Annotated in this window: 9 protein-coding genes, 1 pseudogene and 1 other annotated feature; of the genes and pseudogenes, 4 read left to right on the top strand and 6 right to left on the bottom strand. The window is 40.6% G+C overall.

Annotated elements, in window-relative coordinates; translation table 11 throughout:
• Positions 1 to 187: 187 nt before the first annotated feature.
• Positions 188 to 460: pseudogene (locus ACTJKA_RS14980) on the bottom strand (GMP synthase (glutamine-hydrolyzing)); the annotation flags it as partial.
• Between the two features lie 101 nt (positions 461 to 561).
• On the opposite strand from ACTJKA_RS14980, the gene ACTJKA_RS14975 reads away from it, so the two are divergent.
• From ACTJKA_RS14975 to ACTJKA_RS14960, 4 genes are all read left to right on the top strand, one after another.
• Positions 562 to 1,329: a helix-turn-helix domain-containing protein gene (locus ACTJKA_RS14975; RefSeq protein ID WP_225310541.1), complete on the top strand. Its 768-nt coding sequence runs from the start codon at positions 562 to 564 to the stop codon at positions 1,327 to 1,329.
• A 347-nt stretch (positions 1,330 to 1,676) separates the two neighbouring features.
• Positions 1,677 to 1,941, top strand: a binding site (T-box leader).
• A 55-nt stretch (positions 1,942 to 1,996) separates the two neighbouring features.
• The gene (locus ACTJKA_RS14970; RefSeq protein WP_025206844.1) at positions 1,997 to 3,658 is read left to right on the top strand and encodes a 2-isopropylmalate synthase; all 1,662 of its coding nucleotides are present in this window, start codon (positions 1,997 to 1,999) and stop codon (positions 3,656 to 3,658) included.
• Positions 3,659 to 4,741 (top strand): helix-turn-helix domain-containing protein, encoded by a 1,083-nt coding sequence (locus tag ACTJKA_RS14965; protein WP_116307550.1) that lies wholly within the window; start codon positions 3,659 to 3,661, stop codon positions 4,739 to 4,741.
• 15 nt (positions 4,742 to 4,756) lie between these two features.
• The gene (locus ACTJKA_RS14960; protein WP_144610705.1) at positions 4,757 to 5,242 is read left to right on the top strand and encodes a YbaK/EbsC family protein; all 486 of its coding nucleotides are present in this window, start codon (positions 4,757 to 4,759) and stop codon (positions 5,240 to 5,242) included.
• A 79-nt stretch (positions 5,243 to 5,321) separates the two neighbouring features.
• Here the strand turns inward: ACTJKA_RS14960 and guaA are convergent, their stop codons facing one another.
• The 5 genes from guaA to ACTJKA_RS14935 form a co-directional block, all read right to left on the bottom strand.
• The gene (gene guaA, locus ACTJKA_RS14955) at positions 5,322 to 6,863 is read right to left on the bottom strand and encodes a glutamine-hydrolyzing GMP synthase (RefSeq protein WP_025206841.1); all 1,542 of its coding nucleotides are present in this window, start codon (positions 6,861 to 6,863) and stop codon (positions 5,322 to 5,324) included.
• A gap of 185 nt (positions 6,864 to 7,048) precedes the next feature.
• The gene (locus tag ACTJKA_RS14950; protein WP_440607825.1) at positions 7,049 to 9,247 is read right to left on the bottom strand and encodes a transglutaminase TgpA family protein; all 2,199 of its coding nucleotides are present in this window, start codon (positions 9,245 to 9,247) and stop codon (positions 7,049 to 7,051) included.
• 11 nt (positions 9,248 to 9,258) lie between these two features.
• Positions 9,259 to 10,449, bottom strand: a complete 1,191-nt coding sequence (locus ACTJKA_RS14945) for a DUF58 domain-containing protein (protein ID WP_440607824.1) — start codon at positions 10,447 to 10,449, stop codon at positions 9,259 to 9,261.
• Positions 10,446 to 11,408 carry an AAA family ATPase gene (locus tag ACTJKA_RS14940; protein ID WP_041506686.1) on the bottom strand — a complete coding sequence of 321 codons (963 nt, stop codon included), beginning with the start codon at positions 11,406 to 11,408 and terminating at the stop codon, positions 10,446 to 10,448. Before ACTJKA_RS14940 ends, ACTJKA_RS14945 begins: the two co-directional genes overlap by 4 nt.
• A 102-nt stretch (positions 11,409 to 11,510) precedes the next feature.
• Positions 11,511 to 12,410 carry a cation diffusion facilitator family transporter gene (locus tag ACTJKA_RS14935; RefSeq protein ID WP_008344349.1) on the bottom strand — a complete coding sequence of 300 codons (900 nt, stop codon included), beginning with the start codon at positions 12,408 to 12,410 and terminating at the stop codon, positions 11,511 to 11,513.
• Positions 12,411 to 12,727: the final 317 nt, after the last annotated feature.

The following is a 12,727-nucleotide window of genomic DNA, read 5'->3' as shown; positions in this document are numbered from 1 at the left end:
ACACTTCACAAAAAATGAACTTACGTTGCAGAATATTTTTATGATAAAAATTACAAAACTTACACAGATGATCTTCACATAATATTGAAATTTGGTTGGAAATTCATAGATAACAAATTTATATTTGGAAAATCACCTTTAAACTCACAAATCTCCATTAAATATCATTTAAGTTACCATCTTACTTCTACTCTATCGCGCAGGTCTTACTCGTTATATCATATACCCCGCGGTTATCATGCTTCCTTGACGATACGAATTTGGTATCTCTCAAGCACTTCTTCAAGGATACTCTTGCCCAGTCACTCGTCATACAGCGCGGAGGCCAATTGTGTAGTTAGTATGTTCTTGCGTCATCCAAGACCGAATCTAAGGAAATTCCTTTACGTAGAATTGCATCCAATTCCCGGACGATTTCTAACTTTTCTACAGAAATTTCAACCAGTACACGGATACCTAGGACTAAAAGATACATTCTACAATCGCAACATAGCACAAAAAGTGAAGTTTCCTAAAAAGCATTTCCGCTATACTAAACTCGTAAGGCAAGTAGGTGCTCGATTGTCCTATCAAGAACATGAGAAAACGATTCAAGACACATTAAATTATATTGAACAGCACCTGAAAGAGGATTTACATCTTCAAACTCTAGCGAAACACGCTAGTTATTCTAGATTTCATTTTCACCGTATTTTCAAGAAAGTGATTGAGAAGTCAGTTGTGGATTATATACGGGAACGTCGAATAACCCAAGCGGCGAAGGATTTAATTCATAATGACCAACGGGCGATTGAAATCGCGTTGCAGTTTCGATTTAGTTCACAGGAATCCTTCACTAGAGCCTTTAAGAAGATATATGACATGTCATCCGCACGTTATCGGAGATTACTAAGGAATGTCATTGATAAGGAGGTAACGAATATGGTTGCAAATAAGAACACACCTACTGGCTGGATTATGACGGGAGAAACACCAACTGATTATGAAACAGGTTTGGTTGACAGAATTGTACACAGTGGGACTAACTCCGCTTATTTGAAATCAAAAGATGAAAAAACTGGAGGTTTCGCAACATTGATGCAGCAAATTAAGTCTGATCGTTATCAAGGAGAACGGCTTCAATTTTCGGCTTTTGTTAAAAGCGATGATGTGAAAAGCTCAGCTGGTTTATGGATAAGAATCGGCCATTCTTCAGGTAAAATTCTTGCGTTAGACAATATGATGAACCGAACCATTACAGGAACAAATGGATGGAATCATTTTAGTGTAGTAAAAAGTGAAGTCATTGCGTTTGGCATATTGCTACAAGGCACAGTCACATTTGGATAGACGAACTTAGTTTTAAAACGGTAGATGAAAGTGTGCCAGTGACAGAACAAAATACTGTGGATCATTTAGAGGATGAACCAGTGAATTTAAATTTTGAAGGCTAACAGGCTGAAGTGAAGAGGAGGTTAATTGCCATGAAAAAAATTGGTGTGATTTTATTGTTCGCTTTGAATTCACTCACCTTTATTTGTGGCCTTGGATTTTTATTTAAGGAAGAGGATACCACTTTAAAACAGAAGTAAAATAAAGATCAGACACCCACAGGACAAAAAAAATCAATTAAAAAAGATATCCCTACCACTATCACTTTTTTGTCATCTTGATATAATAGAAAAAATCAGAAAAATGAGAATGCGATGATAAGGAATATTACTTGCCGAAATGTTGTCAGAAAGTTGCTGGTTGATGAGAAGCAATAACATAAAGGCAGGGAACTCACCTTAGAGTAGCCTTAGTGAAATGAAAAGGATTGATGTAGTTAAGGTCGGCACCCCACCGTTATACGGGAAGGATATAAGATATAACAATCTGTATCCGAATAAGGGCATGATAATGTAAAGTTATCATGAAACAGGGGTGGTACCGCGTAAGAAGAAGTCTTTCGTCTCCAAGTTCAATCTTGGAGATGATAGGCTTTTTTTATTTCCATTTACAGGAGGAATCGATGATGTTTAACCACAAAAAATACGAAAAGAAATACTTTCTGCCACCGAACCTTACTTATGATTGGGTGAAGAAAGAAACATTAGAACGTGCTCCGATATGGTGCAGTGTGGACTTACGGGATGGAAATCAAGCATTACCTATTCCTATGAACTTAGAAGAAAAATTGGACATGTTTCAGTTACTAGTAGAGATCGGTTTTAAAGAAATTGAAATCGCATTTCCAGCTGCTAATGATACGGAGTTTAAGCTATTACGGACACTGATTGATCGTCATATGATTCCAGACGATGTCACGATTATGGTGATCACGCAAGCGAGAGAGCATATTATCCGCCGAACCTTCGAAGCCATTAAGGGGGTACCGAAAGCGATTGTTCATTTATATAATTCGACTTCAGAAGCGCAGCGCAGACAAGTATTTAAGAAAACAAAAGATGAAATTAAACAAATTGCCATTGATGGCGCTATTTTAGTAAAAGAACTGGCCGAAAAAACAGAAAGTGATATTTATTTTCAATATAGTCCTGAAAGCTTTCCAGGAACAGAAGTGGATTACGCGTTAGATATTTGTAATAGTGTTTTAGATATTTGGAAACCGACACCACATCACAAAGCGATCATCAATATTCCGACAACAGTTGAATATTCAATGCCTCATATCTTTGCAAGTCAGATTGAGTATATACACAAAAATCTGTCTTACCGAGACAGTGTGACATTATCTGTTCACCCTCATAATGACCGCGGGTCTGGGGTGAGTGATGCAGAATTTGGTGTGCTAGCTGGCGCAGAAAGAGTCGAAGGGACATTATTTGGTATCGGTGAACGTACAGGGAACGTAGACTTGATTACCTTGGCAATGAATATGTACTCACAAGGTTATGATCCACAATTGAATTTCAATAACCTAGAAGCGATTCGTAAAAAATATGAAAAACTAACAAAAATCACTGTTCATGAGAGACAGCCATATTCTGGTGAGATGGTTTTCACCGCATTCTCAGGGTCACATCAAGATGCGATATCTAAAGGTATGAAATATAGAAAGGAACATCATGTTGATAAATGGGACGTTCCGTATATCCCAGTAGATCCAGTTGACTTGGGGAGGAATTATCAAACGGATGTGATTCGAATCAATAGCCAGTCTGGAAAAGGCGGCATAGGCTATATATTAGAAACAAATTATGGCATTCAACTTCCTTATCAAATGAATGAAGCCATGGGATATGCAGCGAAGAAAGTATCTGATCAGACAAATAGGGAATTGTCTGTCGAAGAAATATATCATGTTTTTAAAGAGCAGTATGTTGATTTTCACCCTCATTTCCAGCTGATCGATTATCAATTTCATAAAGGAGAGAAGCAAGAAGTCACCTTAACTTTGCTGAGAGATCATCAACAAATTGACATACAAGGAACTGGCACTGGAAGTTTAGATGCAATCAGTAACGCGTTAAAAGCACATTTTCATCTCGAGTATGATTTGGAAGTCTATGAACAGAATTCTTTGGGCAACGATTCTCAAGCAAAAGCCTGTGCGCAGATTGGTATTTCAAATCAAGGAAAAATGCATTGGGGTGCTGGAATCGATAAAGATATTATAGAAGCAACAGTAAAGGCCCTGGTGGTTGCAGTAAATAAACTAGAGGTTTGGATGTAGATGGAAACAGATACACTTGAAAAACATGAAGCGATGCAATATTTAAGAAAATATAACGAGCAAGAAATCTTTTATCAACAATACCAACAGAAAAAGCATGACAATCAATCATTGCAATTATTTTTGAAGGATTATGATCAAAACAATTTCATGCAAAAGCAAATATATATAGAAGAATTTTTGCTAAGAGGGCAGAACGAATTTGAAAAAGAGGATACCATGTGGTTAGGTCAGGAGAAAGATATCGAAGTGAGAAAGTATAGCCGTTTTATGCCTCAATTGTCGGCTATCCATGATTTCTTTGAGATGATTTATGTTCTGGAAAATGAGATGTATGTAGAAGTGGAAGATAAAAAAATCGTTTTGAAATCAGGAGATATTGCCTTTATTCCACCTGACACAATACACAAGCCACTTGTAATGGAGAATACAATCGCAATCCAAATCATGATCCGCAAAAGTACTTTTCAAAAAGTGTTTTTTAAAATGTTAAAAGGAAATCATGTCATTTCAGAGTTCTTTTTGAATGCATTGTATATAAAAGAAAATAAACATATTCTTATTTTCCATAGTCACTTGGATAAAAATTTGCTAGACTGCTCTCTGCATCTATTTACAGAAAATCACAATCGGTTTCCTGGATACCAGTTGATTATGAATAATTTGTTTGAGATATTATTATGTCTTTTATTAAGATTCAAACCAAGTCATATGAACGTCATTCAGGTCAAACCATATAGTGATATACGTATGATTCAAATGCTTCAATATATTCAGCAATGTTGTGAGCATATAACAATCCAGAAGATGGCAGAGGAATTTAACCTTTCACAATCTTATCTGTCTAGATATATAGCTCGTAAACTCGGCAAATCATTTCGTGAGATTCGACAAGAAATAAGATTGGAAAAAGCCTGCGAAATGATAACCGGTAGTGAATTACAAATAGATGATATTGCGGGAGCCGTTGGTTATCAAAATGTAGAGCATTTCATTCGTTTATTTAAGAAAAAGTATCATCTAACACCACATCAATATCGTTTAAATAATAAAGTCGAGCAAACTTCAAATCAACACGAATAAAAAGGAGACATCATCATGTCAATCAAGAAAGTAAAAGATTATTTTAAACAATATGAAATGGATACTCGAATTCAGGAATTTTCAATATCTAGCGCAACCGTAGACTTGGCTGCTTCTGCATTGGGCTGCGAACCTGAAAGAATCGCAAAGACACTCTCCTTTCTAGTAAATGGACAAGCTATTTTAGTTGTGACCTCTGGTGATGCAAAAGTTGATAACAAAAAATTCAAAGAATATTTTAAAACAAAAGCGAAAATGCTGCCTCCTCATGAGGTTGTTGACTTGATCGGTCATGAAATTGGTGGAGTATGTCCTTTTGCTATAAAGAATGGCGTTACTGTTTATTTAGATATGTCACTCAAACGTTTTGAGACAGTCTATCCAGCCTGCGGGAGCAGTAACAGTGCTATTGAACTAACAATCAAACAATTAGAAAAACACTCCGGTTATACACAATGGATTGATGTGTGTAAGGGATGGAATGATGAATTCACACAATAAAACGGAAGGAAAAAGTGCAATTTAACATAAAAAAGAGCTAGAAACCCTTGATACACAAAGGTTTCTAGCTCTATTATAACTACTCCCACTCAATCGTAGCAGGAGGCTTACTCGTAATATCATACACCACACGGTTAATATGCTTCACTTCATTCACGATACGAGTCGAGATCTTTTCAAGTACATCCCAAGGGATTCTTGCCCAGTCACTTGTCATACCGTCAATAGATGTAACAGCACGGATACCGATTGTGTAATCGTATGTTCTTGCGTCACCCATGACACCTACGCTGCGGATGTCTGGGAGGACCGTGAAGTATTGCCAGATGTCGCGCTCAAGGCCGAAGTTGGCAATTTCTTCGCGTAGAATCGCATCCGATTCACGGACGATTTCTAGTTTTTCTTCAGAAATTTCACCTAGTACACGGATTCCTAGTCCTGGACCTGGGAATGGCTGTCTCCATACGATATCGTCTGGAATACCTAGCTCTGATCCTAGAGCACGGACTTCATCCTTGAATAGCGTATTAAGTGGCTCAATCAATTCAAACTGCATGTCTTCTGGAAGACCGCCAACGTTGTGGTGAGATTTGATTGTTTGTGCCGTTGCTGTTCCACTCTCAATGATGTCAGTGTAAAGAGTTCCTTGTGCTAAGTAGTCGATTCCTTTTAGCTTGTCCGATTCGTCATCGAATACATAAATGAATTCGTTACCGATGATTTTACGTTTTTGCTCAGGATCAGACACACCTTTTAGCTTGTTTAAGAAGCGATCTTTCGCATCTACTTTAATCACGTTCATGTTGAAACCTTCGCTAAATGTTTTCATTACCCCTTCTGCTTCGCCTTTGCGAAGAAGACCGTGGTCAACGAAAATACATGTCAGCTGATCGCCGATGGCTTTGTGGATCAATACCGCCACAACAGATGAATCTACACCGCCGCTTAGTGCGCACAATACTTGTTTGTCGCCTACTGTTTCACGGATTTTCTGCATTTCGATTTCAATGAAGTTCTCCATTGACCATTTGCCATCGCACTCACATACGCCGAAGACAAAGTTCTTCAATAGATCATTTCCGTACTCAGAGTGACGTACCTCTGGGTGGAACTGAACGCCATAGAAATTCTTCTCAGCTAAGCTCATCGCTGAGTTTGGACAATGTGCACTTGTTGCATCAACTGTAAAGCCTTCTGGTACTTCAACGACAAGGTCACCATGGCTCATCCAAACGACTTGATCCGTTGGAAGGTCTTTGAATAAAGCAGGTGTTCCGTTAATATGAATGTCTGCTTTTCCATATTCACGCTGGCTTGCCGCTTCTACTTTCCCACCTAAATAGTGAGTCATCAGCTGCATGCCGTAGCAAATGCCTAGAACTGGAATGCCTAGATCAAAAATCTTTTCGTCACAACGGAAAGATCCTTCATCATATACACTGTTTGGTCCACCAGAAAGGATGATTCCTTTCGGCGCCATTTCTTTAATTTCTTCAGCAGTTAAAGTGTGCGGATGAAGCTCACTGTACACACCAAATTCACGAATACGGCGAGTGATCAGCTGATTGTACTGACTACCGAAATCGAGAACCAAAATCATTTCATTTACTAAATTTGTCATGGTGTCACCTCTATGTCCAATATAGTTTTTATAAACGCACAGAAAAAATGAGAGGAGAAAACCTGCTCTCAGTGTAAATCACGCTTTTGAAGCGCCCAGACTCACATCCGAACGCTTCAATTTCATGTATTTTAGAAGGTTTTAATATTCACCTATTCTAACAACAGGAAGGTACGGGGTCAAGACTATCTCCTGTTTATTAAATTTTCCCATAACTTCACCGACTGCCGCCAAAGCGCCGAGGCATCTTCTCGCCTGTAGAGCGCCCGCTCATAGAACTGCGTTAGTTCAGACATGTGATGATTCCCTTCCTTGTCATCGATCAAAGAAGCAAATTCTCTTAGCGTCATGCCTGGCTTTTTATCGATCCCTCTGCGCTTTAGCTGTTTTAATAGAGCAGCATATGCGTAGAAAAAAGCTTCCTCATCTGGCAGACGTTTTACCTTTCTCACAATAAAGATTGGCAGCCATCTTGCTCTGAACCGGTAAAGCATCCAGCCTATAATTCCAAGAAAGACAATTGCACCTGCTGCGTAGCCCAAGATTGAACCAACATGAATCATACTTGGCTTTGCTTTAGCTGCTTGTTCCTCTTGTTTTGCCGCCTGTTCTGGTTCTTGTTGCTGCGGCTGTTGTGTCTGCTCGTTTTCTTGTTGATCAGATGCGGGCTGATCTTTTTCATCCTGTTGATCATCTGTTTGGTCGTTGTTAGCCGTGGTTTCATTCGTAAATGTCTCTGGGTTCGTGAACCCTTTTGTCGGTTCGAATGTCACCCAGCCACGGTTTGGAAAATACACCTCTACCCATGAATGCGCATTGTTATTGGTCACTTCATACACATTGTTTCCATCCATTTGTGTTTCATATAACTGACCTGACGTGTACCCTTTCACCCATCTCGCCGGAATTCCAATCGAGCGAAGCATGACAATCATCGAGGTTGAAAAGTTATCACAATAGCCAATCATTGTGTCAAATAAGAACTGATCCACATAGTCTTCGTTACGCCCAGGCACAGCGACATTTTGGGTTTCATATGAAAACTTCGCAGATCCTAAATAATCCTCAATCGCTTTTGCTTTATCATACATATTATCCTTCGTTTCCGTTAAGCTGTTCGCCAATGTTTTCACACGCTCTGGCAGCGAGGATGGGAGCTGTAAGTATTCACGTCCGACCTGCTGGTTCACTTGCTGCTTGGTTGGCACTTTGATTCGCTGTAAGTCCTCTAGGATAAATGTAGGTGATAAGAAGCTGACTCGATAGTTCCCTAAATTTTTGGGCGGGTTTTGAGTAGACGGGACAATTTTCTCCGTTTTGCCCATCATTTGCAGTGGAATGTTTTCCATTGGCGTCAGCATAACCGTACCAATCGGATAAACAGCATGATTAAATCGATAATTTGATTCCATATCGACTCTCGTTTCATGCTCCTCTGTTTTCACGCGATTGGTAAACCACCGGTTCGGCACATCATTCCCTTTTAACCGAGTAGGTTTCGTATCATTTGAAGCATCCTCCCAGCCTTTCCCCGTGTAAATACTTTTTGTTTCTACACGAAAATAAGACGGCTCTTTTCCGCTCCATTTAAATACCGGTGTACGATCCTCACTAAACGGTCCCCCAAGCGACGAATCATCCGCACTATATCCCACCTTATTCTGCCCGGTGGAACCATCTTGATTCGTGACCGCTTTAAAAAACGGGACAGGGTCAGGCCATTTCGGATCAGATTTTGGCAAAGAAGCACCGAGTGATGCTGATACAAGGACAAGCGCCAGCATGGGTAAGAACCAATTGAAACGCGCTTTCTGTGACACCCGCACACCTTCAGCCGAACGAAGCCGGTCGAAATAGAGCAGGCCAAGCAAACAAAAGCCAAATACCATAATTCGAACGATTGCAAAAGTCGCATCATAAGGCGTAAACGTATCAAGAATCGTGACATATACAATCGTCATCAGTAAAAAGAAAAAGATACGCTGCTGATACACAACCCAATAATGGAGCAAATAAACAAGCAGCCAAAGCAAAATATAGAACAACAATGTGCGGAAAGACGGATACATGTCACTCCACATGCCCATGCTCATCAAAGAAATATTATCTTGAATATCAGCAAACAGCGCAGGCAGATAACTTGGCTCTGATTGATAAAAAATCAAATATAATGCGAGCAAGATCAATCCAGCACAAATAGGAAACGTCACATACCACTTCAATCGAAAGAACGTAAACAAACACGTAAGCCCTATAAAAATGATGAAATAAGACGTATGACTCGTCTCTGTAAAATCTTGAAGCGGACGAAGCCACTCCCAAAGCAGCAGAAATGCGACAGCATAATAGATGAACAACTCAAAACGGCTTTGCCGCTGATGCATATAAATGTTTGTCACCTCACAGTTCTTTCGTGCAGCCGGTCCTCAAATAAAAGGGTCGTGTGTATCCCAGAAGCTTTAAGCCGGTCCACAAGCTGTTTTTCTTTTGCCGTCAATCGATCAACGGCTCTCTTCACTAAAAGAACGGTGATGTTATTTCTATTTCGATTCCCAAGTAAAATGGTAGCAAGCTCTTCTTGCAGATGACCTGTCACCACATACTTACCTGTCTGCTGGTGCTCACTCGATGTTAATGATTGATAATCAGTTGCACGAGAAGGCTGATACTGCACCTTTGTTAAATAGTAGAGCATGTCCTGTAAATGCCACTCTCCTTGATCCACTCGAAATAAGTGCTGATCCCCAAGCGGGACAAGGCCTACCGGCACCCCTTTTTTCACAGCCGTTTGCAGAACCGATGCGGCCATAGACACAATCGTTTCAAAAGCGGCTTCATCTGTAAAATCAGCAAACACCACCAGATCCTTTGTCTGATTCTGTTCAAACTCCTTCGTCATAAGCTGACCTCTTCTAGCTGTTGTCTTCCAGTCCACCCAAGCGAAACGGTCTCCTTGCTGGTATTCACGCACACCTGTCGTCACATTTGTCGGTTCATTTAACCAAGAGTGCACCGCTTTGCCTCCATTTTCATTCACCGATGCAGCAGATTCAACCGGAATATCCAACATTTTCGGATACACAAGCAATGTTTTCTCTAGTGGAAGAATCACTTCTTTTTCAACAAACCCAAACATATCACCCGTTTTGATTCTAACCGCCGTCAATTGATGCTCTCCCCGCACAATATCATTTAATTGATACGAAAATCGCCACGTTTTCCGAAACCAGGGAAAGATCATTCGCTTCATTTCAATCTGTTCCTGTAAATGGAAGGTATCCGGCGGGTCATCCTCAAGTATGACGTACACGTACGGAAATAGATTCGTCCGCTTGATTTCAAGGTCAACAGACAGCACATCCCCTGCCTTTAAGCGGGTATGCTGTAATGTCCTTTTGGCTGTTGCACGAAGTGGAACAAGGGCAAACAACAAAGCATACAAAGCATATGGTGAAAATGCATAAAAAAGGAACCAGCTCACAAATCCGCCCTGAAACATGGCATAGCAAAAGGCTGCTACTGTGAGGAGAAGGAGCATAAACACCCTTAACCATAGTGAAAAAGCGAAACGGTCACGTGACTTCATTGAGTCATCGACTTTTGAACTGGTACGCCAATTTGCTCAATCATCTGTCGCAGCAGTGTCTCCGCCTTCTTCCCTTCATATGTTGCTTCTGATGTCAAAATCATGCGATGCGGCAATGTGTAAGGCGCCAAATACTGTACATCATCAGGAATCACATAATCCCGCCTGTTCAACAGCGCATACGCCTGAGCCGCTTTCATCAATGCAATTGAACCCCTTGGGCTCACGCCTAAATAGACAGACGGATGATTTCGCGTCGCTTGGGCGATTTCGACAATATATTCTTTAATCGACGCATCCACATGTACGGTCTGAACCGCTTGCTGCAAAGCATGGATATGATCTTTTGTCATGACTGCCTGAAGCGTGTCAATTGGCGATTGTTTCTCCTGCAAATTCAGCACCTCAAGCTCCTCCAGCATGGTTGGATACCCCATCTGTAGCTTAAATAAGAAGCGGTCCATTTGCGCTTCTGGAAGTGGATAGGTTCCCTCATACTCCACTGGATTTTGCGTTGCCATCACAAAGAAAGGATCTGCCAGCGGCATCGTTTCTCCGTCCACTGTGACACTGCCTTCTTCCATCGCTTCAAGAAGGGCTGATTGTGTTTTAGGAGAGGTTCGGTTGATTTCATCAGCCAAAATAATCTGCCCCATAATCGGTCCTTGTCTAAATTCAAACTCGTTTGTCTTTTTATTATAAATCGACACACCTGTTACATCTGAAGGCAAAAGGTCAGGCGTAAATTGAATTCGCTTAAACTCACACCCAATGGATTTTGCCAGAGCACGAACCATCATGGTCTTCCCAACGCCAGGCACATCCTCTAATAGCACATGCCCCTTCGCCAAAATCGCAACAAGGCTTAATATCGCAATATCTTTTTTCCCTACCATCACTTTATTGATGTTATCTACGATTTTTTGTAAATCTGAATGCATCGGTTCATCAAATGCCATCCTGATCCTCCTATCACGGTTCCGTCAATTTTCATATAGTCTAACTTTACCATACAACACGCATTTGCATGAAACATCAACACGTAGAAAAAAGAAGCCTTCTCACGATGGAAAAGACTTCTGCTCCTCTTTAGGCTCACTTGCTGGTTCCATATGAACATGAGAGTGTAGAATATCATGTTCTTGCTTCATTCTGCGTTCAATTTCATCTGCAATATCATGGCTTTCTGCGATGTTTAAATGCGGTTCTACTTCAACGACCACATCCACATGGACGGTGCTTCCAAGATAACGAGCTTTAATGTCTTTCAAATCGCCCACTCCTGGTGTCGCTTCAATCGTCTCTTTATATTTAGACATATCTTTTATATGAAAACCGTCCGTTAACGAATGAGACGCATCTCTGAAAATCTCCCACGCCGTTTTACAGATAATTAAGCCAATCACAAACGCAGCAAGCGTATCAACCCACGCCAGCTGAAATTGAGAGGCGATAATTCCGACAAACGTCCCGATACTCACATAAGCATCTGATTTATTATCAGCCGCTGCGGCATATAGCGCCTGGCTATTAATTCGTTTAGACAGTTTACGGTTATACATATACACGCCATACATCACAACAGCACTTCCTGCTGCCGTCCAAGCTGCAATCATATCAGGCGTTTGATGCTCTGATGAGAAAAGCGACTGGCCTGCACTCAGCAAAACCTGAAGCCCGACAAGCATCATAATAAAGGAAGCCACAAGTGACGCAATATTTTCAGCTCTAAAATGACCGTATGGATGATCCTCATCAGGTGGCTTCTGAGAAATACGCAGCCCAATTAATACGGCAAGCGAAGCAATGATATCTGTCGTATTATTCAAGCCATCTGCGGAAAGGGCTTCTGAATGAAACACATACCCAATGATCAGTTTGACAGCAGATAAGATCACATAGGCTATAATGCTGACCCAAGCACCTGTTTCACCTTGTCTTAATTCGTTGTAGCGCTCCATACCGAACAGCGCCTCCTCACACATTACTTTTCTATATTTATCTTACAAAGCCAAGCCCGTGTGGGTCTACAGCAACATGATTCGCTTGAATCAGCAAAATAGGATACATAGAAATGTGTTGACCTAAGCAAACTTATTTTTATAAGGTCAATTGACCTCAAGACCTACTCCCATCAACGTTTTTCAAAACCACCCCGAAAAATGAAAAAGAACAAAATCACTCTACCACACAATTGTCAGAATAGTTTTATTTTAAAACACAACTTTTCTTTCTTCCTTCTTATGCTATTTTTAAGAATGGGCAGAGGAAAATAAGG

Source organism: Bacillus sp. 22190, from assembly GCF_052045575.1.
Taxonomy (GTDB): domain Bacteria; phylum Bacillota; class Bacilli; order Bacillales; family Bacillaceae; genus Bacillus; species Bacillus altitudinis.
The sequence above is the reverse complement of the archived record's forward strand: the minus strand, read 5'-3'. Positions and strand labels throughout refer to the sequence as shown.

Coding starts and splice junctions, on each gene's coding strand:
- ACTJKA_RS14935 (WP_008344349.1), bottom strand. CDS start 12,410: ATGGAGCGCTACAACGAATTAAGACAAGGTGAAACAGGTGCTTGGGTC.
- ACTJKA_RS14940 (WP_041506686.1), bottom strand. CDS start 11,408: ATGGCATTTGATGAACCGATGCATTCAGATTTACAAAAAATCGTAGAT.
- ACTJKA_RS14960 (WP_144610705.1), top strand. CDS start 4,757: ATGTCAATCAAGAAAGTAAAAGATTATTTTAAACAATATGAAATGGAT.
- ACTJKA_RS14945 (WP_440607824.1), bottom strand. CDS start 10,449: ATGAAGTCACGTGACCGTTTCGCTTTTTCACTATGGTTAAGGGTGTTT.
- guaA (WP_025206841.1), bottom strand. CDS start 6,863: ATGACAAATTTAGTAAATGAAATGATTTTGGTTCTCGATTTCGGTAGT.
- ACTJKA_RS14970 (WP_025206844.1), top strand. CDS start 1,997: ATGTTTAACCACAAAAAATACGAAAAGAAATACTTTCTGCCACCGAAC.
- ACTJKA_RS14950 (WP_440607825.1), bottom strand. CDS start 9,247: ATGCATCAGCGGCAAAGCCGTTTTGAGTTGTTCATCTATTATGCTGTC.
- ACTJKA_RS14965 (WP_116307550.1), top strand. CDS start 3,659: ATGGAAACAGATACACTTGAAAAACATGAAGCGATGCAATATTTAAGA.